Here is a 24,957-nt window from a genome sequence, read left to right as displayed (position 1 = left end):
GTGCGACGGCCCGGCGCCCGCAAATGCAGATTCCATGCCACGCACGCCGCAACGGCCTGTCCGTTGATTTCACAGGCCGAAGTTCGAAACGTGATGCGGCCGATTGTACCCAAACGTCTCCAAATCGGGACGCAGTTCGGCTGAACACAGGCCGAACCGAGGTTAAACCCTTATGGAGTGGGCTTGCTGGCGATCTCGCCGATGAGATAAGCTTGTCCACGAAATGAGATATGCATAAATAGAACGATAGCCGGAGACAGCGACACCATGATGAACGACTGGGCGGGCCTTCCTGCTACCTACGGCGACGTACTCCGCCGGGCGATGGACTCGCTCTTCCGCACGTTCGAAAACTTCAGCGAAGGCACCTTCATCGTCGACGCCGAGGCGCGCGTCGTCTGGATCAACAAGCGCTACGCGGCGCGCTTTGGGTTTTCGGACCCGGAGCAGGCGATTGGCCGGGATTGCGAGGAGGTGATTCCCAACAGCCTGATGCGCGAGGTTGTGAAAACCGGCAAGCCGATTCTGCTCGACATCCTCGAAACGGGCCGCGAGCCGCTTGTCGTGACGCGGCTGCCGTTGAAAGACGATGCGGGTGAAACGGTCGGCGCGGTGGGTTTCGCGTTGTTCGACGAACTGAAGGCGCTCACGCCGCTCTTTTCCCACTACTCGCGCGTGCAGGAAGAGTTGATCGCGACGCGCCAGTCGCTCGCGCAGGCAAGACGGGCGAAGTACACGTTCGGCAGTTTTGTCGGTACGAGCGCGGCCAGTCTCGAAGTGAAGCGCCAGGCGCGCCGCGCCGCGCAACTCGAGTCGCCGGTGCTGTTGCTCGGCGAAACCGGCACGGGCAAGGAACTGCTGGCGCATGCCATTCACGGCGGATCGGCACGGGCAAATTGGCCGCTCGTGACCGTCAACGTGGCGGCGATTCCGGACACCTTGCTCGAAGTCGAATTCTTCGGCGCCGCTCCCGGCGCCTATACCGGCGCCGACCGGAAAGGACGGGTCGGCAAATTCGAGCTTGCGAACGGCGGCACGCTGTTTCTCGACGAAATCGGCGACATGCCGCTGCCTTTGCAGGGCAAGCTGTTGCGCGTGCTGCAGGACAAGGAGTTCGAGCCGCTTGGCTCGAACCGGATCGTGCGCGCGGACGTGCGGATCATCGCCGCGACCTCAGCCGATTTGCCAGCGCTGGTCGCGGCCGGGCGTTTCCGCGCGGACCTGTTCTATCGGCTGAACGTATTGACGATCCAGGCGCCGGCGCTGCGCGAGCGTTCGTCCGATATCGAGGCGCTTGCCTACGCCATGCTCGAGGACCTGTCGGCGCAAGCGCCGGGCGCCAGCCACTTCGAATTGCAGGACGATGCCTTGCGGCTGCTGTGTTCGTATGGGTGGCCCGGCAATGTGCGCGAGCTCCGCAACACATTGGAGCGAGCAGTGGTGCTCTCGGACAGCGAGCGCATCGATGCGCGTGCGCTAGCGCCGTTCATCGGTCCAGCACGCAGCGGACATCGTCCGCTTGTTTCCGCGGGCTCTGAAGCGCACGCTTCAGATGCCACCTCGGAGGCGCCTGACGTGACGTCGTCATGGAGCGAAGCCATGGCCGCGTTCGAAAAGCGCTTCCTGGGCGACGCCTTGCGCGCCAACGGCGGTCGCGTGATCGAGACGGCCATGCAGATAGGCATGGGCCGCGCGACGCTCTATAAGAAGATCGCTGCATACGGCATCGAGGTGTGACGAAGTCCCGCTACATCGCGTGGCGAAGTGTAATTGCCGCGTGGCACAATCGCGTGATCGAAAAACAAGACGTGATCGGGGTTTCAAATGAAACGCAGTCTTTTCTCTTTCGCGCGCGGTGCCTGTGCTGCGCTGGCGCTTCCCGCAATCGCCATGCTGAGCAGTTGTAGCAGTAGCGCACCGCTGTTTCTGTCGGACGGCCGACCAACTACGCTGGTCCAGTGTTCGGTCGGATCCGACTCCTGCTCGCAGCAGGCAAACGCAGCGTGCGGCGGCGCCTTCGACGTCGTGCGCCAGTCCAGCGACAACGGCACCCTCAGTCTGATTTACGCCTGCCGGGCGAAATGACGCCACGCCGGCCAATGGCTGGTGTGATGCGTGTGATTGACACTTTCCTTCGTTGATCCCGCCGCTCGGCCATGACGGCGGGCTGTCTCCCTCTCTTCGCAGTTTCCGCTTAACCGGACCAAACCGGCCATATGGCGAGCAGTGTCATGCGGAAAGCATATGACCGTCATAAATATCTGGCTCTAATGTGCGTTCGCCAAAACGGTTACGATGCGCAATGAATATCGATCGAATTGCTTCGAGTTTATTACCTTAATTATTTGCTCTGACAAAAAGCGCTCGGTTTTCGCCGTCAGGCCGAGTCGGTGCGGCATCTAACGGAACGCGAAGTTTCGCCGCAGTATCCTCATCTGGCCGGCTCACAATCAAAAACAATGTGCAGGTTTTGCCGGTTTTTCGGCGATCCGAATTATCCGCTTCAGAAAAATCTTCCGTTTTAACGGAGCTTCTGGAGTAATCAGGGCACGCTTTATGCTTTTAAACTGGCTCAATGAGTAATTCCGGGGAAAGCAATGAATCACCTCCAACTCGAAAAAGATATCCAGCACCTTGAAAATGTAATCACGCATATTTCCGCTGAAGACCGCATCCCGCTGTCGTATTGGCGCAATCGCATTAACTCGGTGTCCGGAGCGGCACTGATGCCGGCACAGGCTAATCGCGTCAAACGGCTCAATGCGGCCCTCGCTGCATTGGAGGACCGGCAGAAAGCGTAACTGTCCATGGGTGGAGGGTGACGTGTACCGTCTGATCGGGTAACGTTTCCGGCAGAAATTAGGGAACGTAACACCTAGGAATTCAGGAGGAGCATGCAACCAGCAGGATTTTCAGCCGCCCGGCTGACGGCGCTGACGAACGCCATGCAAGGCTATGTGGAACGCGGCGAAGTGACGGGGGTCGTTTCGCTGGTTTGGCGGCGCGGTGAAATCGGCTACTTCGGGCCGCTCGGCCTGCGCGACGAAGCGGCCCAATTGCCCATGGAGCGCGACACGCTGTTTCGCATCGCGTCGATGACCAAACCGGTGACGAGCGCGGCGATCCTGATGCTGATCGAGGAGGATCGGTTCGCGCTCGACACGCCAATCTCATTGTGGTTGCCGGAGCTGGCAGCGCCATCCGTGTTGCGCGACCCCACCGGCCCGCTCGACGAAACCGACCCGGTCAGAGCGCCACTTACCGTGCTCGATCTGCTCACGCACCGCGCCGGCTTTGCTTATCACTTCACCGCCACCGGACCGTTGGCCGAAGCTTACGCGGCGGCCTTCAACGGCATTGAAGCGCGTGGGGATGCCAGCGCGTGGCTGGGGCGCATAGCCAGCTTGCCGTTGATGTTTCAGCCCGGCTCGCGCTGGCATTACGGTATCGCGACCGACGTCCTCGGCGTGCTGATCGAGCGCGTGAGCGGCATGCGGCTGGGTGACTTCTTCCGGACGCGGATTTTCGAACCGCTCGGCATGCGCGATACGGCGTTCTGGGTGCCCGACGCGCAACTCACACGTTTGGCGACGGCCTATGGCGTCGAGGCGGGCACGCGGCGGCGCGTGGTCGAAGATCATCCGTCGGCGAGCCGCTGGGCGAATCCCGATCGTTTCCAGAGCGGTGGCGGCGGACTTGTCTCGACAGCGCAGGACTATCTGCAGTTCGCCCAACTGTTGCTAGGGCGTGGGCGCGTCGGCTCGACACGTCTGCTGTCGCATCGCTCGGTCGATTTGATGCGCTCGAACTTTCTGACCCGCGACCAGCGGCGCGTCCCGGCGTTCGGCCATGTGCTGTGGGCAGGCCAGGGCTTCGGCCTCGGCGTGTCGGTGGTCGACGATCCGGCGCAGCAGTTGCCGCTCGGCTATCGCTCGATGGGTTCGTTCGGCTGGCCGGGTGCGTATGGCACGAGCTGGTTCGCTGATCCGGTGGAGGACTTGATCGGTCTGATGCTGATTCAGCGGCGTGCTGTCGAACCCTTCCCAATGTCGGTTGATTTCGAGCGCCGCGTGTACGATGCAATTGACGATTGAGTGCGTGGCCTGCAGCAGTTGAGCGGGCGGTCTTGAACGGCGGACGGTTCACGGGCGCACTCTGAGCGGACCGCCCTGCGCGGGCCGCTCTATCCGGCACTTTATTCGTCTGATAGTGTCCGCAAGTGTCCGCACCGCAGTTCGTCAAATCGATCGGAGTACCCGCCATGGCCTCATATAAACAGTTGACTGCTCAGCTCGAGAAGCTCCATAAAGAAGTCGCGGTGGCGCGCGAAAAGGAAATCGCACAGGCGATTGCCGAGATCAAGCAGAAGGTTGCCGAGTACGATCTGACCGCGGAAGAGCTGGGTTTTACGAGCAAGCGTGCCGCGGTACGCAAAGCGCCTTCGGTAGCCAAGTACCGCAACCCGAAAACCGGCGAGACGTGGAGTGGCCGTGGTCGCTCGCCTGGCTGGCTCGCCGGCAAGAATCGCGAGCGCTTTCTGATCGAAGGCTAGAGTACGGTTCGACCGTGGCGCTTGCGCTCGCAACGCGCCGAATTTTTCTGAAGTGAAGTTGCGTCGGGTTTTTCTCGCACCGCTGAGAGGGTCCCGAAAACGCTCACCTTTCGCGTGAGCTTGCAACGCGCGCCGTGGGTTTAGCGAGGCGCCTCGCGCCAGGGTTCGTTGTTTCGGTGAGCCTGGTTTTGTCGGATGACGCACCTTGCGGTGCGATCACTCCGGCTGTCTCTCGCGGTGTCGCGACCTCCCTCGAAACCCGCGCCAGCCTTTGCTGGTGGGCGTTCCCTGGCTATGCGAAGAATCGCGTACTCCATCGTTCGATTCTCACACGGTCTTTTCCGCGTGCTTCGCCTCGCTGCTGAACCTCGCGCCGCGGGTGCGTGTGCGGTCTTCTGTGCGTTCACCTTTCGCCTAGATTCGAGGCTCGCCATCGCGAGTCCCGAAAAGTCTCACCTTTGCGCTTGAACGTGCGCGCGACTCAACGCGCACATCCAACGTGCCGACTGGTGCGCCCGGGGCAAACCCGGAGATGAGTTCGCCTCATACCCCGGATCAAAACTCATCGATACATGGTCGCTGAGACCGCGCAGCACAATCGGTCATCCACTCAACCTCGACGGAAAGACCATGAGCGTATCGACGGACAAACAACTCTTTATCGGCGAAGGATTCGAAGGTCCTGGCGTCAATCTCGCGCATATCAACGTGCTGGTCGGCCCACGCAACGGCCCCGCAGGGCAGGCCTTCGCTACGGCATTGGCGACGCCTTCAGCGGGGCATGCACCGTTTGTCGTGATCGCGCGGCCGGGTGTGCCGACCAAGCCGCTGACGCTCTATGTGAACAAGGCGCAGATCGGCAGCGACTTCCACGGCAACGCGACGTGGGGTGCTTCGCAAGCCGGCATCGCGAAAGCGGTGGCCGAATCACTGGAGAACGGCACGTTGCCGCCCGAAGCGGAGAACGATTGGGTGGTGGTATCCGCGAACTGGGTCAATCCGGCCACCGACGATCTCGACGCCGTCTTCGAGAACAACTACCGCGCGTGCAAGAACGCGATTCTCGCGGCGATGAAGGGCCTGCCGCATCGCGATGAAGTGTTTGCCGCCGCGCGCGACGTATCGAATCCGTTCTACACCCCCAAACAACGTTAATCACACGCAACGTGGTTCGCGCGCCGTGAGGGGCGTGCTGCTGCGTGCGCTACTGAATGTGATCAGGAAGGAGACAAGCACTATGGAATACATTCGCCTCGGCCACTCGGGCCTGAAAGTGTCGCGTCTGTGCCTCGGCACGATGAACATGGGCACGCCGCAATGGAAGCCGTGGATTTTCGACGAAGCGCAGAGCGAACCGATCGTGCGTCACGCGCTGGAAGCCGGCGTCAATTTCATCGACCTCGCCGATTTCTATTCGACCGGCGTGGGCGAAGAAGTGGTGGGCCGCATTCTGAAGCGCGTCGCACGGCGTGAGGAGATTGTCGTGACGACCAAGGTCGGGTACGACATGGGCACGTATCAGAACGCCGGCGGCCATTCGCGCAAGCACATCATGGATGGTATCGACGCGTCGCTCACGCGCCTCGGTATGGATTACGTCGATATCTACATGCTGCATTTCTTCGACGTGAACACGCCGGTCGAGGAAACGCTGGGTGCGTTGAACGATATCGTGTGCGCGGGCAAGGCTCGTTATATCGGCGTATCGACGATGTACACGTGGCAGTTCGCGAAGATCATGCAGGTCTGCGAGCGCAATGGCTGGCACAAACCCATCAACATGCAGCTGCAGCTCAACCTGGCCTATCGCGAGGAAGAGCGCGAAATGATTCCGTATTGCCAGGATCAGGGCGTCGGGGTGTCGGTGTTCAGTCCGCTGGCGCGTGGTCTGTTGACCTGCGATCCGAACTCAACGCGTAACCAGACCGATTTCTTCACCGCGCAAATGTACGGCGATACGGCGTCTCGTGAGATTGCTGCTTCGGTGGCGCGCGTGGCGGCGCGGCGCGGCGTGTCCGCTGCGCAGATCGCGCAGGCCTGGGTGCTGAATCATGGTGGTGTGGCGAGCATGCTGGTAGGGGCAGACACGCCTGCGCAATTCGATAGCGCGTTGGCCGCTTTAGGCACGAAGCTCTCCGCCGACGAACTATTCGAACTCGAACGCAATTACACCCCGTGCGATCTGATCAACGACTACACCGCGGGCAAACGCATCGCTCGTGAAGCGCGGCTTGCGCAAGGCACGTTCGTCGAGAACCTGGAGAAGGCAGCATGAACGAGTTTCTCCGAACCGGACATTACATTGGCGGTGAGTGGTACGAAAGCGCAAGCACGTATCCCGTTCTGAATCCCGCGACGGGCGAGGTGATCGCTCAAGTCGCCAAGGGCGGCGCGGCGGAAACGACGCAGGCCGTTGCCGAGGCTGAACGCGCTTTTCCGGTGTGGCGCGCGCTGACCGCAAAAGAACGTGGTGCGCGTATCAGACGCTGGGGCGAGTTGATGCTCGAGAACCGCGACGCGCTCGCTGAACTGCTGACGCGTGAGCAAGGCAAGCCGCTTGCCGAAGCACGCGGCGAAGTCGGCTATGCGGCGAGCTTCTTCGAATGGTTCGCCGAGGAAGCCAAGCGCAGCTATGGCGACGTGATCCCGAGCCCGAATCCAAACGCGAAGATCATCGTGACGCGCGAACCGGTCGGCGTAGTCGCGGCTATCACGCCGTGGAACTTCCCGCTTGCGATGATTACGCGCAAGGCCGGCCCGGCGCTCGCGGCGGGCTGCACGATGGTGCTCAAGCCTTCCGAAGAAACGCCGTTGTCCGCTTTGGCGTTGGCGGTGCTGGCGGAGAAGGCTGGCATTCCGCCGGGTGTGTTCAACATCGTCTCCGGCGATGCGGTGGCAATTGGCGGCGTGCTGACTGAATCGGAGGTGGTGCGTAAGTTATCGTTCACCGGCTCGACGCGCGTCGGTAAACTGCTCGCGAAGCAGTCGGCGGATACGCTGAAGAAGCTGTCTTTGGAGCTTGGCGGCAACGCGCCATTCATCGTGTTCGACGATGCGGATATCGACGCGGCAGTGCAAGGCGCGATGGCCTCGAAATTCCGCAATACCGGTCAGACCTGCGTGTGCGTGAATCGCTTCTACGTGCAGGACGGTATCTACGATGCATTCACGCAGGCGCTGACACAAGCCGTGCGGAAGATGCGTGTCGGCAACGCGCAGCAAGGCGAGTTTGAACAAGGTCCGCTGATCAATCAGGCGGCGCTGAAGAAGGTGGAAGCGCATGTCGCCGACGCGTTGCAGAAAGGTGCGAAGGTTTTAACGGGCGGCAAACCGCACGCGCTCGGCGGCACATTCTATGAGCCGACCGTGCTGATCGATGCATCGAAGTCTATGCTGGTCGCCGCGGAAGAAACCTTCGGCCCGGTGGCAGCGTGCTTTCGCTTCAAGACGGAAGACGAAGCCATCGCTGCGGCCAACGATACGCCGTTCGGTCTCTCTGCCTATTTCTATACGCGTGACCTGGCGCGTGCATGGCGCGTCGCGGAGGCGCTGGAGAGCGGCATGGTCGGCATTAACGAAGGGATTCTTTCGACTGAAGTCGCGCCATTCGGCGGCGTCAAGCAATCAGGCCTAGGCCGCGAAGGCTCGAAGTACGGGCTCGATGAATACACGGAACTGAAGTACATGATGATGGGCGGGCTCGGCCGCTGATCTGCGTCTTATGCGTTCATCTCACCCATTCGCCTTGTACATCGCATGCCGTAGCACACGGCGAACAGCGAGGCGAACGACGGGATAAACCGCGAAGGGAATAACGAGCCCAACTGCGTGGCTTGGCGCGGCACCGGCATCACGCCGGCACCGCGCCATCCGCGCACGTACAAACAAGGAGACAGCGTGAGCACTCAGGATAGCCAGGCGGCCACTCTCGGCCTCGCCCCCACTTTGCCGTCCGCCGCAGCGGCGGCCGTGCGCGGCCCCGTTCCTCTGGATGACGTTCCGTTGAACGCGTTCCACGTCAAGATCGCCGGGTTGACGTTCGGCGCTCACTTTACTGAAGGGTTTGCACTCGGCACGATCGGCTATGCGCTGGCGTCGCTGAATCGCCAGATGCCGCTCGACGCGTTCTGGATGGGCATGATAGGCAGTTCCGCGCTGATGGGCATCTTTGTCGGCAGCCTCGTGTTTGGCTGGCTGTCGGATCGTCTGGGGCGACAGAAGATCTTTTTGATGAGTTTTCTGATCATCACTGCGGCCGCATTCGCGCAGTTCTATGTGAGTTCACCATTCGAGTTGTGCCTGCTGCGGGTGTTGATCGGTTTCGGCATGGGCGGCGATTTTGCCGTTGGGCACGCAATCCTCGCGGAGTTTTCGCCACGCAAACATCGCGGCACTTTGCTTGGATCGTTCAGCGTGGTGTGGACGATCGGCTACGTGGTCGCCAACGTGCTCGGCATGCAGTATGCCGACGCGTCGCCCGACGCATGGCGCTGGCTACTTGCGTCCGCTGGCATCCCGGCGCTGATCGTGTTGATTTTGCGTATGGGCACACCGGAGTCGCCGCGTTGGTTGCACGGCAAGGGACGTGTTGCTGAAGCCGAGGCAATCGTGCTCAAGCACTTCGGCCCTAACGTAACGCTCGACGGCGCCGACGATGATCACGCGCAAACGCGCGGCGGCTTCATGCGCCTGTTCAAGAAGGACCTGATCCGCAGAACGATCTTCAACTGCGCGTTCTTTGTGTGCCTCGTGATTCCGTACTTCGCGATCTACACATTTCTGCCCACCATTCTTAAAGCGATCCATTTGAACGACGGATCGGGTGCGGATTTTCTGTTGAACGGCTTCCTCGTGCTTGGTGCGCTGATTGGTATCTGGCTCACCATCAAGTTATCGCGCCGCGCGTTTCTGATTGGCTCGTTCGCGGTGACATGCATGTCGTTGATTGCGTTGAGCCTGCTGCCGGAGTCCGCAACGCTTGCGATGATCGTCGCGTTCGCGATCTTCACGCTGACGATGTCGGCGTTCTCGAACCTTGTCGGCGTGTTTCCTCCAGAGTGTTTTCCGACCGAGGTGCGTGCGTGTGGTGTCGGGCTGGCGATTGCGTGTAGCCGTCTCGGTTCGGCCGTCGGCACGTTTCTGTTGCCGCTCGGCATCCTCCACCTGGGTTTTCACGCGACGATGATGGTGCTTGCTGTTGTCCTGCTGATCGGTATGGTGGTGTCGATTGCATGGGCGCCTGAAACGAAGCATCTGACCTTGAACGAAGCCAGCGGCGCGTAGTCTGCGGTCAGTGTGTTGTTTGGAAACCCCGTCGCATCGGCAACAATGCGGCGGGGTTTCTCATTTGCTGCGCGAGAGCCGGCCGGAGGCGTTCCAGGCATTTGTCGAACAGGTCCTAATCGCCGATCGCCCATGTGACCCCCAAACCCCATTTCCATACGTCATCCCCCATGACGTGTATCATTCGTTCCCTGCGCTGTTCTGTGCCGGCAATTCCCGTATTTCCAAACGCTCGTTCGTAACCTGGTTGGTTGTGACGCGGCGGAGTTGCCATCGTGACGCGGGTCTCCGATCCAACTCCCGCAGCTCGACGCCGCCGCGCCAGACGTGGCAGACCCGAGGCCACAAGCTTCGGGACACCGCCCGAACCTCTATCCGTGACCGCCAGACCCGATGTCAGTCTCCGAACTCAAACGCCGCCGCACGTTCGCGGTTATTTCCCACCCGGACGCGGGCAAAACCACGCTCACTGAAAAGCTGCTGCTGTTCTCGGGCGCGATTCAGATCGCCGGTACCGTGAAGGGCCGCAAGAGCAATCGCTACGCGACCTCGGACTGGATGGAGATCGAAAAGCAGCGCGGCATTTCCGTCGCCAGTTCGGTCATGCAGTTCGAGTACGGTGACGCCGTCATCAATCTGCTCGACACCCCGGGCCACGAAGACTTCTCCGAAGATACCTATCGCGTGCTGACGGCGGTTGACGCTGCCGTGATGGTGATCGACGGCGCGAACGGCGTCGAAGCGCAAACGCTGAAACTGCTCGAAGTCTGCCGCAGCCGCAAGACGCCGATCGTCACCTTCATCAACAAGCTCGACCGCGAAGTGCGCGAGCCGCTCGAACTGCTCGATGAAATCGAGCAGCATCTCGGCGTCGCCGCCGTGCCGTTCACATGGCCGATCGGCATGGGCAAGGACTTCCAGGGCGTCTACGACATTCAGCATGACCAGGTGCGCCTGTTCCGCGCCGGGCAGGATAAGGCGGGCGGGGCGGTCGAAACGTTGCAAGCGCTCAGCGATGAAGAAGGCGAACGCCGCTTCGGCCATAGCTGGGTCAAGGCGAAAGAAGAGATTGATCTGATCACCGGCGCGTCGCCTGATTTCGATCGCGAGCAGTTCCTCGCAGGTCAGCAATCCCCAGTGCTGTTCGGCTCGGCGATCAATAACTTCGGCGTGAAGGAAATTCTCGACGCGCTGGTCGATCTGGCGCCGCCGCCGTCGATGCGCATGACCGTGCAACGTCCGGTGATGCCGGACGAGCCGAAGTTCACCGGCGTCGTCTTCAAGGTGCAGGCGAACATGGATCTCGCGCACCGTGACCGCGTGGCGTTCATTCGCGTGTGTTCGGGGCACTTCGAGCGCGGCATGGCGGTTAAGGTGACGCGCACGAACAAGACCTTCCGCGCGAATAACGTGGTGACTTTCCTGTCGCAGCGTCGTGAGACTGTTAGTGAGGCGTACCCGGGCGACATTATCGGTATTCCGAATCACGGCACGTTGAGTCTCGGCGATACGCTGACCGAAGGCGAACTGTTGCAGTTCGTCGGCTTGCCGTTCTTCGCGCCGGAAATCTTCCAGACGGTCGAAGTAGTCGATCCGATGCGCGCCAAGCAACTCGGCGAAGCGCTGAAGCAGCTCGGCGAGGAAGGCGCGATTCAGGTGTTCCGTCCTGAAGTCGGCGGTCTGATGATTCTCGGCGCGGTCGGTCAACTGCAGTTTGAGGTGGTGTCGCACCGCTTGTCGACGGAATACAAGGTCGATGTGCGGATGGCGCCGGCGCGCTATCGCATGTCGCGTTGGGTGACGTGTGACGATCCGGCCGAATTGCGCCGTTTTACGGATTCGTACGCGGCGCGGATCGCGCTCGATGCATCGGATGCGCCGACGTATCTGGCATCGCACGTGTCGGAGATCGAAGTCGCGCAGAAGGCGTGGCCGAAGATCGTGTTCAACGAATTGCGCGAGCATTCAGGCGCGCCGTTCAAGAAGGCGATGTAACGTCATCCGGCCGCGATCGCTCGGTGCTTGCGTCGTTAGACGAAAAAAAGCCGCGTCAAAAAACGCGGCTTTTTTTCGCCCCTGCTTTGCTGGTCGCTGTCCAAGGCAATGCAGCCGCACCGCCTCATTCCATCTTCAAAACCTCTTCCCGCATCCACCCGGCAAACGCTTGCACATGTTCAAGCGACGCGTGGTGTTGCGCCACGTCGAGCCAGTAGCCATACGGCCCGGCTACTTCAACATCGGAAAACCGCGCGAGACTCCCGTCCGCCAGTTCCTCGACGATCATGTTCCGATCGACCACCGCCAGCCCCGCGCCTTTACGCGCGGCGCGGATCGCCTGCTCCAGCGTAGAAAACTCGATGCCGTTTTCCGCGTAGCGTGAGGGCAGGCCCGCCTTCGCCAGCCAGTTCGGCCATAGGTCCAGGCGGGCGTCGTTATGCAGCACGTGCAGCGCGGGCAAATGTTCGAGCAGCATGTCGAGTGATTCGCTGAGCAGACCCGGTGCGCCGACCAGTACATGGCGCTCGGTCATCAGCAATTCGGAATGCGCACCCGCCAGTGCGTTTCGGCCAAAGCGGATGACGCAGTGACAGTCTTCCGTGGGCGACGTGCGAACGGACAGTTCGACATCGGGCAATTCGTCTCCCAAGGAACCGAGCCGCGGCGAGAACCATTGCGTCGCAAAGGTGGGCGGCACGGCGACGACGAGACGCCGCCGCCCTTTGGCTGCGGTGATCTGACGGAAGCCGCGTTCGATGGTGTCGAAGGCCTCGGAGAGGCAAGGCAGGAACTGCAGCCCGGCCGGCGTCAGCCGGATACCCTTGTGATCGCGCTCAAACAGCTTCGCGCCGAGCGATTCCTCGAGCAACTTGATCTGCCGGCTCACCGCGCCTTGGGTAACGCATAGCGCAGTGGCCGCGCGGTTAAAGCTCATGTGCCGGGCTGTTTCTTCAAAGAAGCGCAACGCGATCAGTGATGGCAAGCGCCGCATAAATCACCTTCTGTCTCTTTGTTCGTCCGGAGCGGGCGTGACGGTTGTCGCGTGCCTGCTCGCGTAATCCATGTTCGTGCCGCGCGTTGTCTCCGACGCGCCATGCCGCCATCAATCAGCCCGTACGTTTCAGAGGCAAACGGGCTGGTCGGGCATCCCCAGGATTGTCGCATTCAGGCTTGATATTTTGCCTGATCGCGCTAAAAAAATTCTGGCGTGCGTTGGTGCGGATCAATGGGATTTCGTCCACATCACGCCGCGTTTTCAGAACCGCCGCCGCGCAAGCTCTCGACTTCGCCTATCCTGACGAAGACGCGCGCCACCTGGCCGCTGTGCCTACTTCACACTCCGCTGGAGCGCCCGTGACCGTTCGCAACCTAGACGCCCTGTTCCGCCCTAAATCCGTCGCCGTGATCGGCGCCTCCGAGCGACCGGGCAGCACCGGCGCAATGGTGTGGGCGCGTGTGCTGGAAGGCGGCTTCGAGGGCCCTGTCTGGCCGGTCAATCCGAAATACGAGACGCTCGGCGGCCGCAAGGTCATCGGCGATGTCGGCGATTTGCCGCAAGCGCCTACCGTCGCGCTGATCTGCACGCCGCCCGATACGTGGCCCGGCATCATCCACAAGCTCGGCGGGTTGGGCACGCGCGCGGCGATCATCGTCGGCGAGGTGCGGAGCGATGAGGACCGCGTGCATCTCCGGCATGCGCTCTCGGCGGCGCGGCCGCATTTGCTGCGCATCGTCGGGCCGGGCAGTCTCGGGGTGGTGTCGCCGGCGTTCCACGCGCATTTCGGTGCGCCGTCGTGCACGGTGAAGGCGGGTGGCGTGGCATGGGTGTCGCAATCGAATGCACTGACGAATGCCGTGCTCGGTTGGGCGCATGCGCGCGGCCTAGGCTTTTCGCACGCCGTGGCGCTGGGTGGCGAAGCCGACGTGGATGCCGGCGACGTACTCGACTATCTGGCGAGCGATCCCGGCACGCGCGCGATCCTCCTGGAGTTGGATACGGTGCGCGCCGCGCGTAAATTCATGTCGGCGGCTCGCGCCGCGGCGCGCAACAAACCGGTACTGGCACTACGCTCAGGCCGCGCCGATCCGGCCGACGCGCTGTACACCGCTGCATTCCGCCGCGCGGGCATGGTGCGTGTCGACTCGCTCGACGATCTGCTCGATGAAATCGAAACGCTCGGCGTGGGCCGGGTGGCGGCAGGCGCGACCGCGACGCTGATCACCAGCGACAGCGGTCTCGCCACGCTCGCCTGCGACGCCTTTGCCGCCGCCGGGGACACGCTCGCGCCGTGGCCCGCCGAAGCGGACGCGGCGCTAAGCGAAGCGCTGCCGCACGCGGTGGCGGGCAATCCGCTACGACTCGGCGACGATGCGCGCCCCGAGCATTTCGGCACCGCGCTCAAACTGCTCGCCGAGCATCGCAGCACGGGCACGGCCTTCGTGGTCCACGCGTCGACGCATGGCGCGCCGGTCGGTGAGGTCGCGCAGGCATTGATCGCGAATCAGCGCTTCGCCTATCGTGGGCTGCTCGCATGCTTTTTCGGCGGCGTGGACGCGGCCACGCGTGATGCCCTGCATGCGCAAGGCATTCCGGTCCATACGACGCCGCAGCGATTGGCGCGCGCCTTTGCGCGTCTGGTCGACTACCGGATGGGCCGCGAGTTGCTGATGCAGACGCCGGAAGGTTTGCCGGCGCAGATACCCGAAGCAATCGACGCCGCTCAGGCGCAAGCACGTGCTGCACTTGCCGCAGGTGAGCACCAACTAACCGGGGCGGCAGCGGCACAGTTTCTTGAGCGTTTTGGGCTGAGCGTTGAAACGCAAGGGGGTGACCCGACGACGAAAGAAGCATTAGCGCAAGGCGCTACGCAAGGATCGACGCAAGTGCTATCCCAACAAGCCGCGCAGCAACTAACCGCAGCGCCGGCACAAACAGATTGCGAGGAACTGGTCGCCGCGCAGTCGCGCAAGCCGGTTGTCGCCCTCGCCGTCGAACTTCACGACGACGACAATTTCGGCCCAGTTTTCCGGTTCACCGCGCCGTCGACGGATGGCGTGTCCGATCCGCTGCGCGTCTACGGCTTGCCGCCACTCAATCCGATGCTCGCGCGCGACATGGTCACGCACTCGCGCTACGCGCGCCTGATCGATCCCGAGCCGGCATTAACCGCGTTGACGGCGCTTTCGCAGGCGGTCTGCGACGTCAAGGAGATCGTCGGCCTCTCGCTGACGCTGCGGGTGTTCAAGGACCACGTGGTGGTAGTCGAGCCGACCCTCAGCCTGGCGGCGACGCGCAGCCGGCTTGCGATCGTACCCTATCCGCGCCGCTTCGAAGAGACGCTCGACTGGCAGGGCCTGCGTGTGACGATCCGGCCGATCCGTCCGGAAGACGAAGCCGCGCATCACGATTTCGTCGAAGCGATGACGCCGGAAGATTTACGTTTGCGGTTTTTCGGCGCGGTCGGCAGCTTCGATCATTCACAACTCGCGCGCATGACGCAGATCGACTACGACCGCGAAATGGCACTGATCGCGACGGTCGCCAGCGAAGACGGTTTCACGCGCACGCTCGGCGTCGTGCGCGCCGTCGCTGATCCCGACAACGAGACAGCCGAGTTCGCCGTGGCAGTGCGCTCCGACCAGAAAGGCCGGCGCCTTGGACAATTGCTGATGGATCGGATCATCAAGTACGCGCGGGCGCGCGGCATCCACTGGCTGGTAGGCGAGGCGTTGCGGGAGAACGCGCCGATGATCGCGCTAGCCAGGTCCTGCGGCTTCACCATCACGCCGACGGAAGATCCCGGCGTGGTCGGCTTCAGGATGGCGCTGGATGAACCGGCGCAAGCTTAAGTTGGCGGGGACGGCGCTTGCCGAAGCTCACAGACACAAGGCCGCCCGCTATGACTGTGACGCCAGGCCGCGGCGATTCGCGACCTAGGCGTTGTGACTTCAGCAGTTAAGCCGGCAGCTTCGCCGCGGCTTCGTCGACTTGCGTGCGGGTCACGGACAACTCTTCCAGCAGCGCTTCAGCGTACACAGCGCCGGTTTCGCGTTCCAGGCGCGCGATGGTCGCGGCGCAACGGTTCGCGTCCTTCAGCGTCGCGATGAACGACTTCACCGATTCACCCGCCTTGAAGGCGTCGAACAGCGGCACGCGGATGTCGTCCGGCAGCGGACGCGCCGTCCATTGATACGGCTTGCCGTTGAACGTGAACTGCGGCGGCAGCACGCGCTCTTTCTTCGCGGCCGGAATCAGGCCGAAGGTGCGCGCGGCGTCACCGATCTGCTCAGCCGAAAACAGCTCGTCCGGGCTGATGTCGAATTGCTGAATGAAGGTCTCGATGCTGTGCATCGCTGCAGCGCGGTCGTCACGGCGCTTTTGCGCATGAGCGACGATGTCGCGCAGTTCGTCGGCTTCTTCGGGCGTGATCGTGAAGCTCGACTGCTTCTGCTGAAGTTCGGAAAAACGCTGGAATTCGGAATCGGTCAGAAGTTTCGCCATTGCTTGATCGTTGAGCGCGCATGAGGAGACCTCTGCGGCGTGATTTTTGAAAGGGTCGCCATTCTAAACCATGTCCATTAAACAGCCTCTTCCCGAAACATCGAGAGCGCCTGCACCGTCTCACGCAGCAGCGCCGTTGCCGCCTCCAGCGTCGGCGCGACGTATTCGTCGATGCGCCGCAGGTACGGACACGTGAGCACCGCGATCGCCTGACCGGACGGCCCCTGAATCGGAAACGTGACGTCCGTGACACCGAAGGTCTGCTGACTGTCCTTCTGCGAAAAACCCGCCGCGCGAATCCGCTCGCATGCCTGTTCCAGGGCTTCGCGATCGATCGTGACTTCGCCTTTCACCTTGGTGTGTTCGGCCAGCATCTGGTCGCGTTGCTCGACGCTTTGAAACGCGAGCATCACGCGGCCCGAACCCGTATCGATCAGGCCGACCCGCGAGCCGAGCCGCACCGACATGCCCCACGTGCCCGGTCCGTCCACCTGCGCGATCACCAGCAGATTGCCGCGGTCGTACACCACGAGGTGACACGATTGCTCCGCGGCATCGGCAAAACGCTGCATCAGCGGCAGGGCTTCGGAGATCAGGCGGTTCATCGGCGGATGACGATGCGCGAGCGCATACAGCTTCAGGCTCAGCGAATAACGGTCGCCCGCCGCCGAGCGCACTACGTACTGCCGTGCGACCAGTCGCTCCAGCATCCGGTACATCTCGCTCGCGTTGCGTCCCAGCCGCTTGGTGATTTCGGCGCGCGTCAGCCCTTCTTTCTGCTCGGCGAGCAGTTCCAGGATGTCGAGGCCCTTGTCCAACGCGGGGGCGCGGTAACGGTCGGCGTCGTCTTTGTCGTCTGCGTCCATGGTGAGCGAGGTTCCGTGTGTTGTTCTCATTATCTGGCGCGTGAGTGTAAGTGCGTGGGGAATCTCGCGCGAGGTGGCACGCGCCAGGGGAAACACCGAGGCATGATGCAGTGCACATCGCTTGACTTCGAAAAGTCCGTATATGAATAATACGTTCATTGGTGAATGAACGCACACCAATACTTCATAAGAAAGCGCAGGACCAAGTGCCCGCCACTCGCATGGCGGGTTCACGCAGTTCCCACAACGCATGCACTAGCAGGAGACAACCATGTCGTTCGCGAAAGGGCCGCACCCGGCTCGCCGTTTCTTCCAGAGTTCGTTGTTCGCCGTTGCGGCGGCAGCTTGCGTCGCCAGCCTCGCCGTCAGCGGTGCGGCACACGCCGCTGACGCCGGCAAGGTCGGCCTCGGTCTGCCGCTTCTCACGTCGCCGTTCTGGCAGTCGTACAACAACTATCTGCCCAAGTACGCGAAGGACATGGGCATCGATATCCTCGCGCCGGTCAATTCGAACGGCGATCCGGCCCAGCAGATCACCGACATGAACAACCTGCTGAACCTCGGTGCGAAAGGCATCGTGGTCGGCCCGCTGGATTCGGCGGCGATCAGTCGCGCGCTCGATGCGGCATCGGCGAAGAACGTGCCGGTGGTCGCCGTCGACGTCGCGCCGACACAAGGCAAGGTGGCGATGGTGGTGCGCGCCGACAACCACGCCTACGGCGAGAAAGCGTGCAAGTACATCGGCGAGCATGTGAAGTCGGGCAAGGTTGTGCAGATCATGGGCGACCTGGCGTCAGTGAACGGACGCGACCGCTCAGAAGCGTTCCGCTCGTGTCTGAAGGGCTTCCCGGGTTTGTCGCTGCTGGAGATTCCGGCAAGTTGGAAGGGTGACGTCGCGGCTACCGCGCTCGACAGTCTGCTCACCGCGAATCCTGACGTGAAGGCAATCTACATGCAGGCCGGCGGCGTCTATCTGTCGCCCACGCTGCAAACGCTGCGCCGCAAGCAGATGCTGTTTCCGGCCGGCGATGCGAAGCACGTCGTGATTGTCAGTAACGACGGCATTCCGCAGGAGTTCGAGGCCATCCGTCGTGGTGATATCGACGCCACCATTTCGCAGCCTGCCGATTCCTACGCGAAATACGGTCTCTTCTACATCAAGGCAGCGTTGGCCGGACAGACCTTCAAGCCGGGCCCGACGGATCACGGCAGCAACATCGTCCAGTTGGCGCCGGGCATTCTCGAAGATCAATTGCCCGCACCGCTCGTCACGAAGGCGAATGTCGACGACAAAGCCTTGTGGGGCAATACCGTTAAATGAACGAGCCGACGCCCTCCGTGCCGGTCGTCGAAGCGTTTGAGGTCACCAAACGCTTCGGCTCCACGGCCGCGCTGAAAGACGTGAGCATCCGGGTGATGCCTGGCGAGTCGCATGCGCTCGTCGGGCGTAACGGTGCGGGCAAATCGACGCTGGTGTCGATCCTCACCGGCCTGCGCAAGCCCGATACCGGCGAGGTGCGTTTTGGCGGCGCGGCCGCGCCGTCGATCGCGGACCGTGATGCGTGGCGCGAGCGTGTGGCCTGCGTTTATCAGCATTCGACGATCATTCGCGATCTGAGCGTCGCGGAGAATCTGTTCATCAACCGGCAGCCGTCACGCGGGGGCGTGATTGACTGGCGCGCCATGCGCCGCGATGCACGTGAGTTGCTCGATCACTGGAAGATCGACGTACGAGAAGATGCGCGCGCCGGCGATCTGAGCGTGGAAGCACGGCAACTCGTGGAGATTGCGCGGGCGCTGTCGTACGGCGCGCGCTTCATCATTCTCGACGAACCGACCGCGCAACTCGACGGCGACGAAATCAAGCGCCTGTTCCGCCGCATCAGCGAGTTGCAGCGCGAAGGCGTGACGTTCCTCTTTATTTCTCATCATCTGCAAGAGGTCTATGAAATCTGCCAGGCGGTGACGGTGCTGCGCGACGCGCGACATATCGTCAGCGCGCCGGTTTCCGCGTTGCCGCGCGAGCAATTGATCGAAGCGATGACCGGCGAGCGCGGCGGCCTGGCCGTCGCTGACGCGGCGGCGCGCGATGCGTTGCCGGCGGACACCGCCATTGCGCTGGAAGTCAAAGATCTGGTGGGTTCCGATTACGAAGGTGTGTCGTTCACGGTGAAGCGCGGCGAAGTGGTCGGGCTGACCGGCGCAACGAGCAGCGGCCGCACCAGCGTGGCCGAAGCGATTGCCGGTTTGCGTGCGGCCAGGCGCGGCTCGATCAGCGTGGATGGCACGACGCTGCCACCCGGTGATGTACCCGCTGCGCTGGCTCACGGCATCGGCTGCGTGCCGAAGGATCGCCATCACGAAGGCCTGGTGCTGACGCAATCGGTTGCCGAAAACGCCTCGATGACGATCGCGCGCCTGCTCGGCAAATTCGGCATTGCGCCGCCGGCGAAGAAGAACGCCTTCGGTCAGAAGATGATCGACGCGCTCGGCATCGTCGCGCAAGGCCCCGAGCATGTCGTGTCAGGGCTCTCGGGCGGCAATCAGCAGAAGGTCGTCATGGCCCGCGCACTCGCCACCGATCCGAACGTGCTTGTATTGATCGACCCTACGGCAGGCGTCGATGTGAAATCGAAAGAAGCGTTGCTGTCAGTGGTGGATTGCGTGCGAGAGGAGGGCAAGGCCGTGCTGGTCGTGTCCGGCGAACTCGACGATCTGCGTACCTGTGACCGTGTGCTGGTCATGTTCCGTGGCCGTGTCGCGGCCGAATTTCCCGCGGGTTGGCAAGACCACGACCTGATCGCATCCGTTGAAGGAGTGAGTCTCCATGAAGAATAGTGTGCCCAGCCCTGCATTCGGCACCGCGCAAGCTCAAGCGCAACCGCAGCCGATCGCGGCGGCCTCAAGCGGCAAACGTGCCCGCAGCGAACTCGCCCGGCTGCGCGAACTGGCCTTGCTGCCCGCGCTTGCGTTGCTGCTCGTGATCGGCGCGTTCGTCAGCCCGAGCTTTCTGACGAAGGCAAATCTGATCAGCGTGCTGGGGGCGTCCGCGGCATTGGCATTGGTTGTGCTCGCCGAATCGCTGATCGTGTTGACCGGCAAGTTCGATCTGTCGCTCGAATCGACGGTGGGCATTGCGCCGGCTATCGGCGCGATGCTGGTGATGCCGGCGGCGTCCGCGGGCTTCGGGTTGCAATGGCCGGCGGCGGCGGGTTTGCTGGCTATCCTCGTGGTTGGCGCGGTGATTGGCTTCGTCAACGGTTTCCTGGTGGTGCGTTTGCGATTGAACGCCTTCATCGTTACGCTGGCGATGCTGATCGTGCTGCGCGGCATGCTGGTCGGTGCGACCAAAGGCGGCACGCTGTTCGATATGCCGCCGTCGTTCTTCTCGCTCGCCACCACGATCGTGCTCGGTTTGCCGTTGTCGGTATGGCTTGCGGCGGCAGCGTTTGCCATCGCTGCGTTCGTGCTGCGCTATCACCGCCTGGGTCGCGCGTTGTACGCGATCGGCGGTAATCCGGAAGCGGCGCGCGCAGCTGGGATTCGCGTGGAGCGCATTACGTGGGGCGTATTCGTGCTCGGCAGTATGCTTGCCTCGGTGGGCGGTCTGATCGTGACTGGCTATGTTGGCGCGATCAACGCAAACCAGGGTAACGGCATGATTTTCACGGTGTTCGCGGCGGCGGTGATCGGCGGCATATCACTCGACGGCGGCAAGGGCTCGATGCTCGGTGCGCTCACCGGCGTGTTGCTGCTCGGCGTCGTGCAGAACCTGCTGACGCTGGCCCAGGTGCCGTCGTTCTGGATTCAGGCGATCTACGGCGCGATCATTTTGGGCTCGCTGATGGTGGCGCGGCTCGCCAGCGGCGAAGGCCAGAACTAATGCACACGCATCACGGAGAACGCACTTGACCAGCAGCTCAACGCAAACCGCGCAAACGCCCCAAACGTTGCAAACCGATCCACGCCTGATCCTGCTCAGCCCCGCGGACAACTGCCTGATCGCGGCGGCGCGTCTCGACGCAGGCACGCAAGTCGAGATCGAAGGTGAGCGCGTGACGCTCACCAAAACCATCGACCTCGGCCACAAGGTCGCGCGCCATGAACTCGCGAAAGACGACAAGGTGCTGCGTTACGGCGCAGTGATCGGTCACGTGACCGAGGCGGTGGCGCGCGGTGCGCATTTGCATACGCACAACCTCGAAAGCGATTACCTGCCCACGTATACGCACGACGCGGGCCACGAGTTCGTCCATCACTGAATTGAGCACATTGACGTGGCCTTGCGCCGCGCTGGAATGATCATGACTGACACTTCCGTAGCATCCGCCGCCGCGCAGCATCAGCCCTTGTTGCAGGGCTATCCGCGCAAGGATGGCCGCAAGGGCATCCGCAATGTGGTTGCGGTGGCGTATCTGGTCGAGTGCGCGCATCACGTCGCGCGCGAGATCGTCACGCAGTTCCGCGAACCGCTCGACGCGTTCGACGATCCTTCCGCCGAGCGCGAGCCGCCCGTGCATCTGATCGGCTTTCCCGGTTGCTATCCGAATGGGTACGCCGAAAAGATGCTCGAGCGCCTCACCACGCATCCCAACGTAGGCGCGGTGCTGTTCGTGTCGCTCGGGTGCGAGAGCATGAACAAGCATTACCTTGTGGACGTGGTGCGCGCGAGCGGCCGTCCCGTCGAAGTCCTGACGATCCAGGAAAAAGGCGGCACACGCAGCACGATTCAATACGGCGTCGACTGGATTCGCGACGCACGCAAGCAACTTGCCGCGCAGAAGAAAGTGCCGATGGCGCTGAGCGAACTGGTGATCGGCACGATTTGCGGCGGCTCTGACGGAACCAGCGGCATCACCGCAAACCCGGCCGTGGGCCGTGCGTTCGATCATCTGATCGATGCGGGCGCGACCTGCATCTTCGAAGAAACCGGCGAGCTGGTGGGCTGCGAGTTTCATATGAAAACGCGTGCCGCGAGACCGGAACTCGGGGATGAAATTGTCGCGTGCGTGGCGAAGGCGGCGCGCTACTACTCGATTCTTGGGCATGGCAGTTTTGCCGTCGGCAATGCGGACGGCGGCCTCACCACGCAGGAAGAGAAATCGTTGGGCGCGTATGCGAAAAGCGGCGCGTCGCCGATTGTCGGCATTATCAAACCCGGCGACGTTCCGCCGACCGGTGGCCTCTATCTTCTCGACGTCGTCCCTGACGGCGAACCGCGCTTTGGCTTTCCGAACATCAGCGACAACGCGGAAATCGGCGAGCTGATCGCATGCGGCGCGCATGTGATTCTGTTCACGACCGGACGCGGATCGGTTGTCGGCTCGGCGATTTCGCCGGTCATCAAGGTGTGCGCGAATCCCGCGACCTACCGCAATCTCGCCGGCGATATGGATGTCGATGCAGGACGCATTCTCGAAGGCCGCGGCACGCTCGACGAAGTCGGCCGCGAAGTATTCGAGCAAACGGTGGCAGTATCGCTCGGGGCGGCGTCGAAATCGGAAATGCTCGGTCATCAGGAATTCATCCTGACGTACAAGACTTTCGAACCAGTGGGCCCGGCGTGTTTGCCGTCGAGCGCTGCACCGCCGCATCGGGTTGTTGCGATCGAGCCGCACTGAGCGGGCTTAGCGTCCTCAGCGATCAGTACGACCGCAAGCCCGAGCCGTAATCGACTCAGCGGCCATCGGCACGCCAAGTCCGTCGCTACTAGCGCGGCAGCGGGCAAACATCGTCGGCACGTGCTAAAACATAAACGGGATCAGAGTAAGCGCTGATGCGCCAACTCTGGTCGACAGCATTGCATGGGACCAGAGTAAGCGCTAAAGCGCTAACTCTGGTCGACATAGGAGACGTGGTCCATGACGGCAAAGATCGGTTCGAAGATCGAACAGCGGCGCAACATCGGCCGTCGTGCATTGCAGGTATCCGGATTGGGGCTCGGTACGGCGCCGTTGGGTGGTCTGTACCGCGATCTGTCCGAAGAAGAAGCGCATGCGACTATCGCCGCTGCGTGGGACGTCGGCGTGCGCTTTTTCGACACCGCGCCGCACTACGGTCACACGAAAGCCGAGCACCGTCTAGGCGACGCGTTGCGCGGATACCCGCGTAGTGAATACGTGCTGTCCACCAAAGTCGGGCGCCGCTTCGTACCGCGCACCACGCCCTACGACGGCAGCGAAGGCTGGCAAGACCCGCTGCCGTTCCAGGCGATCTTCGACTATACGCACGACGGCATTCTGCGTTCGTTCGAAGACAGCCAGCAGCGTCTCGGCATGGTCGATATCGACATTCTGCTGGTGCACGATATTGGCGTTGTCACGCATGGCGACAAGAACCCCCATTACTGGCAGCAACTCACCGAAGGCGGCGGCTTTCGTGCGCTCGATGATCTGCGCTCCTCAGGCGCGGTCAAGGCTGTCGGGCTCGGTGTCAACGAAGGCGCGGCAATACTCGACGTGATGGCCGAATTCGATATCGATTGCGCGTTGCTCGCGGGCCGTTATACGCTCCTCGAACAGACCACGCTCAACGATCTGCTCCCAGCATGTGAACAACGCGGCGTCAGCATTCTGTTAGGCGGCGCGTTCAACTCAGGCATTCTGGCGCGCGGCGTCTCAGGTGATCTGAAATTCAATTACGGCGACGCGCCGAGCGAAATCATCGAACGCGTCGCGCGGCTGGAAGCGGTGTGCCGGGTGCATGGCGTGCCGCTTGCCGCCGCAGCTTTGCAGTTTCCGTATGCGCATCCGGCGGTCGCAACCGTGTTGACCGGCGCGCGCAGTGCCAATGAATTGCGCGAGAACGCCGCGTCGTTCGAGCAGCAGATCCCCGCGGATCTGTGGTCCGCGTTGCGTGACAAGGGCTTGCTCGACAGCCGCGCGCCCGCGCCGGAGGATTGATTTGACGATACGTATCGACGCCCACCAGCACTACTGGGACCCCGCTCGTGGCGACTACGAGTGGCTCACGCCGGAACTGAAAATCCTGTACCGGCTGTTCGGTCCCGACGATCTCAAGCCACTGCGAGAAGCAGCGGGCGTCGAACGGACGGTGGTGGTCCAGGCAGCGCCGACCATCGATGAAACGCGCTACTTGCTGGACATCGCGCGGCATGAGCCATCGATTGCCGGTGTGGTCGGCTGGGTGCCGTTGCTGTTACCCACGGCGCCGGCCGTGATTGGAGCGCTGGCGCATGAGCCGAAGTTCAAAGGCGTGCGGCCGATGCTGCAGGATCTGCCCGACGATACGTGGATTGCGAATCCCGATCTCGTGCCCGCAATCGAAGCACTGATCGAGCACGACCTCGCGTTCGACGCGTTGATTTACGCGCGGCATGTCGAGCCTTTCGAAACGTTCGCGGCGCGTTTCCCCGCGCTGCGCATCGTCGTCGATCACGGCGCGAAGCCACCGATCCGTTACGGTCGCGCGGGTTGGCAATCATGGGCCGACGCAATCACGCGGCTCGCAAAGTTGCCGCAAGTGCATTGCAAGCTGTCGGGACTCGTCACAGAAGCGTCGCCTGGCTGGAGCGAAGAAACGCTTCATCCGTATGTCGAGCATCTGCTGAAGTCATTCGACCCCTCGCGTTTGATGTGGGGCAGCGACTGGCCCGTGCTCGATCTGAACGGCGACTATCAGGTCTGGCACTCGGTGGCGAACACCTTGCTCGCGTCCTTGAGCGACGCCGAGCGTGACGCGGTTTTCGGCGGCAACGCCGCTGCGTTTTATCGACTTTGATGTGACGAAGACGAGTT

At 62.3% G+C, this 24,957-nt stretch carries 21 protein-coding genes; 18 read left to right on the top strand and 3 right to left on the bottom strand.

The genetic code is table 11. The annotated features are described in order from the left end of the window. Positions 1–267 precede the first annotated feature (267 nt). The 10 genes from KHO30_RS01590 to KHO30_RS01545 all read left to right on the top strand — a co-directional run bounded on the left by KHO30_RS01590 (position 268) and on the right by KHO30_RS01545 (position 11,830). Positions 268–1,737, top strand: coding sequence for a sigma-54 interaction domain-containing protein (locus KHO30_RS01590; protein WP_093634386.1), 1,470 nt, complete (start codon positions 268–270; stop codon positions 1,735–1,737). Between the two features lie 87 nt (positions 1,738–1,824). Further along, positions 1,825–2,085, top strand: a complete 261-nt coding sequence (locus KHO30_RS01585) for a hypothetical protein (RefSeq protein WP_211699834.1) — start codon at positions 1,825–1,827, stop codon at positions 2,083–2,085. A gap of 512 nt (positions 2,086–2,597) precedes the next feature. Continuing rightward, positions 2,598–2,801, top strand: coding sequence for a hypothetical protein (locus KHO30_RS01580; RefSeq protein ID WP_093634388.1), 204 nt, complete (start codon positions 2,598–2,600; stop codon positions 2,799–2,801). 93 nt (positions 2,802–2,894) lie between these two features. Continuing rightward, positions 2,895–4,094: a serine hydrolase domain-containing protein gene (locus tag KHO30_RS01575; protein WP_211699833.1), complete on the top strand. Its 1,200-nt coding sequence runs from the start codon at positions 2,895–2,897 to the stop codon at positions 4,092–4,094. Positions 4,095–4,261: 167 nt separating this feature from the next. After that, positions 4,262–4,552 (top strand): H-NS histone family protein, encoded by a 291-nt coding sequence (locus KHO30_RS01570; RefSeq protein WP_054034751.1) that lies wholly within the window; start codon positions 4,262–4,264, stop codon positions 4,550–4,552. Between the two features lie 630 nt (positions 4,553–5,182). Then, positions 5,183–5,707: a formaldehyde-activating enzyme gene (gene fae / locus KHO30_RS01565; protein ID WP_093634452.1), complete on the top strand. Its 525-nt coding sequence runs from the start codon at positions 5,183–5,185 to the stop codon at positions 5,705–5,707. Positions 5,708–5,789: 82 nt separating this feature from the next. Then, positions 5,790–6,827: an aldo/keto reductase gene (locus KHO30_RS01560; protein WP_211699832.1), complete on the top strand. Its 1,038-nt coding sequence runs from the start codon at positions 5,790–5,792 to the stop codon at positions 6,825–6,827. Continuing rightward, positions 6,824–8,263, top strand: coding sequence for an NAD-dependent succinate-semialdehyde dehydrogenase (locus KHO30_RS01555; RefSeq protein ID WP_211699831.1), 1,440 nt, complete (start codon positions 6,824–6,826; stop codon positions 8,261–8,263). Before KHO30_RS01560 ends, KHO30_RS01555 begins: the two co-directional genes overlap by 4 nt. A gap of 186 nt (positions 8,264–8,449) precedes the next feature. Continuing rightward, positions 8,450–9,835 (top strand): MFS transporter, encoded by a 1,386-nt coding sequence (locus KHO30_RS01550; RefSeq protein ID WP_200617545.1) that lies wholly within the window; start codon positions 8,450–8,452, stop codon positions 9,833–9,835. A gap of 393 nt (positions 9,836–10,228) precedes the next feature. After that, positions 10,229–11,830 (top strand): peptide chain release factor 3, encoded by a 1,602-nt coding sequence (locus tag KHO30_RS01545; protein WP_211699830.1) that lies wholly within the window; start codon positions 10,229–10,231, stop codon positions 11,828–11,830. 124 nt (positions 11,831–11,954) lie between these two features. On the opposite strand, the gene KHO30_RS01540 is transcribed toward KHO30_RS01545, so the two are convergent. Continuing rightward, on the bottom strand, positions 11,955–12,824 hold the full coding sequence (locus KHO30_RS01540) for a LysR substrate-binding domain-containing protein (RefSeq protein WP_211699829.1): 870 nt from the start codon (positions 12,822–12,824) through the stop codon (positions 11,955–11,957). Between the two features lie 362 nt (positions 12,825–13,186). Here KHO30_RS01540 and KHO30_RS01535 point away from each other — a divergent pair, with 362 nt between their 5' ends. Next, positions 13,187–15,682, top strand: a complete 2,496-nt coding sequence (locus KHO30_RS01535) for a bifunctional acetate--CoA ligase family protein/GNAT family N-acetyltransferase (protein WP_211699828.1) — start codon at positions 13,187–13,189, stop codon at positions 15,680–15,682. 106 nt (positions 15,683–15,788) lie between these two features. Here the strand turns inward: KHO30_RS01535 and KHO30_RS01530 are convergent, their stop codons facing one another. Together KHO30_RS01530 and KHO30_RS01525 are read right to left on the bottom strand one after the other, a co-directional pair. Then, complete coding sequence (locus KHO30_RS01530) at positions 15,789–16,334, bottom strand: hypothetical protein (RefSeq protein WP_054034758.1); 546 nt, start codon at positions 16,332–16,334, stop codon at positions 15,789–15,791. A gap of 77 nt (positions 16,335–16,411) precedes the next feature. Beyond that, the gene (locus KHO30_RS01525) at positions 16,412–17,200 is read right to left on the bottom strand and encodes an IclR family transcriptional regulator (protein WP_093634394.1); all 789 of its coding nucleotides are present in this window, start codon (positions 17,198–17,200) and stop codon (positions 16,412–16,414) included. A 271-nt stretch (positions 17,201–17,471) separates the two neighbouring features. Between KHO30_RS01525 and KHO30_RS01520 the strand changes: the two genes are divergently transcribed. The 7 genes from KHO30_RS01520 (at position 17,472) to KHO30_RS01490 (ending at position 24,940) form a co-directional block, all read left to right on the top strand. Next, a complete protein-coding gene (locus tag KHO30_RS01520) occupies positions 17,472–18,521 on the top strand; it encodes a sugar ABC transporter substrate-binding protein (RefSeq protein WP_093634395.1) in 1,050 nt (349 codons plus the stop codon). Then, positions 18,518–20,038: a sugar ABC transporter ATP-binding protein gene (locus KHO30_RS01515; protein ID WP_211699827.1), complete on the top strand. Its 1,521-nt coding sequence runs from the start codon at positions 18,518–18,520 to the stop codon at positions 20,036–20,038. The genes KHO30_RS01520 and KHO30_RS01515 overlap by 4 nt, the downstream gene beginning before the upstream one ends. Next, positions 20,028–21,083, top strand: a complete 1,056-nt coding sequence (locus KHO30_RS01510; protein WP_154557991.1) for an ABC transporter permease — start codon at positions 20,028–20,030, stop codon at positions 21,081–21,083. The genes KHO30_RS01515 and KHO30_RS01510 overlap by 11 nt, the downstream gene beginning before the upstream one ends. Positions 21,084–21,108: 25 nt before the next feature. Then, positions 21,109–21,462, top strand: coding sequence for a UxaA family hydrolase (locus KHO30_RS01505; RefSeq protein ID WP_234487781.1), 354 nt, complete (start codon positions 21,109–21,111; stop codon positions 21,460–21,462). A gap of 42 nt (positions 21,463–21,504) precedes the next feature. Next, positions 21,505–22,821, top strand: coding sequence for a UxaA family hydrolase (locus KHO30_RS01500; RefSeq protein WP_200617525.1), 1,317 nt, complete (start codon positions 21,505–21,507; stop codon positions 22,819–22,821). 240 nt (positions 22,822–23,061) lie between these two features. Next, the gene (locus tag KHO30_RS01495; RefSeq protein WP_211699826.1) at positions 23,062–24,102 is read left to right on the top strand and encodes an aldo/keto reductase; all 1,041 of its coding nucleotides are present in this window, start codon (positions 23,062–23,064) and stop codon (positions 24,100–24,102) included. 7 nt (positions 24,103–24,109) lie between these two features. Then, positions 24,110–24,940 (top strand): amidohydrolase family protein, encoded by an 831-nt coding sequence (locus KHO30_RS01490; protein ID WP_211700935.1) that lies wholly within the window; start codon positions 24,110–24,112, stop codon positions 24,938–24,940. Positions 24,941–24,957: the final 17 nt, after the last annotated feature.

The organism is Paraburkholderia aspalathi (assembly GCF_905220735.1).
Lineage (GTDB): Bacteria > Pseudomonadota > Gammaproteobacteria > Burkholderiales > Burkholderiaceae > Paraburkholderia > Paraburkholderia aspalathi.
Note: the sequence above shows the minus strand (reverse complement) of the source record. Positions and strands in the feature narration are given on the sequence as shown.

Excerpts from the sequence above, each read along its gene's own strand:
- KHO30_RS01590 (WP_093634386.1), top strand. The coding sequence starts at position 268 with ATGATGAACGACTGGGCGGGCCTTCCTGCTACCTACGGCGACGTACTC.
- KHO30_RS01585 (WP_211699834.1), top strand. The coding sequence starts at position 1,825 with ATGAAACGCAGTCTTTTCTCTTTCGCGCGCGGTGCCTGTGCTGCGCTG.
- KHO30_RS01580 (WP_093634388.1), top strand. The coding sequence starts at position 2,598 with ATGAATCACCTCCAACTCGAAAAAGATATCCAGCACCTTGAAAATGTA.
- KHO30_RS01575 (WP_211699833.1), top strand. The coding sequence starts at position 2,895 with ATGCAACCAGCAGGATTTTCAGCCGCCCGGCTGACGGCGCTGACGAAC.
- KHO30_RS01570 (WP_054034751.1), top strand. The coding sequence starts at position 4,262 with ATGGCCTCATATAAACAGTTGACTGCTCAGCTCGAGAAGCTCCATAAA.
- fae (WP_093634452.1), top strand. The coding sequence starts at position 5,183 with ATGAGCGTATCGACGGACAAACAACTCTTTATCGGCGAAGGATTCGAA.
- KHO30_RS01560 (WP_211699832.1), top strand. The coding sequence starts at position 5,790 with ATGGAATACATTCGCCTCGGCCACTCGGGCCTGAAAGTGTCGCGTCTG.
- KHO30_RS01555 (WP_211699831.1), top strand. The coding sequence starts at position 6,824 with ATGAACGAGTTTCTCCGAACCGGACATTACATTGGCGGTGAGTGGTAC.
- KHO30_RS01545 (WP_211699830.1), top strand. The coding sequence starts at position 10,229 with ATGTCAGTCTCCGAACTCAAACGCCGCCGCACGTTCGCGGTTATTTCC.
- KHO30_RS01540 (WP_211699829.1), bottom strand. The coding sequence starts at position 12,824 with ATGCGGCGCTTGCCATCACTGATCGCGTTGCGCTTCTTTGAAGAAACA.
- KHO30_RS01530 (WP_054034758.1), bottom strand. The coding sequence starts at position 16,334 with ATGGCGAAACTTCTGACCGATTCCGAATTCCAGCGTTTTTCCGAACTT.
- KHO30_RS01525 (WP_093634394.1), bottom strand. The coding sequence starts at position 17,200 with ATGGACGCAGACGACAAAGACGACGCCGACCGTTACCGCGCCCCCGCG.
- KHO30_RS01520 (WP_093634395.1), top strand. The coding sequence starts at position 17,472 with ATGTCGTTCGCGAAAGGGCCGCACCCGGCTCGCCGTTTCTTCCAGAGT.
- KHO30_RS01515 (WP_211699827.1), top strand. The coding sequence starts at position 18,518 with ATGAACGAGCCGACGCCCTCCGTGCCGGTCGTCGAAGCGTTTGAGGTC.
- KHO30_RS01510 (WP_154557991.1), top strand. The coding sequence starts at position 20,028 with ATGAAGAATAGTGTGCCCAGCCCTGCATTCGGCACCGCGCAAGCTCAA.
- KHO30_RS01500 (WP_200617525.1), top strand. The coding sequence starts at position 21,505 with ATGACTGACACTTCCGTAGCATCCGCCGCCGCGCAGCATCAGCCCTTG.
- KHO30_RS01495 (WP_211699826.1), top strand. The coding sequence starts at position 23,062 with ATGACGGCAAAGATCGGTTCGAAGATCGAACAGCGGCGCAACATCGGC.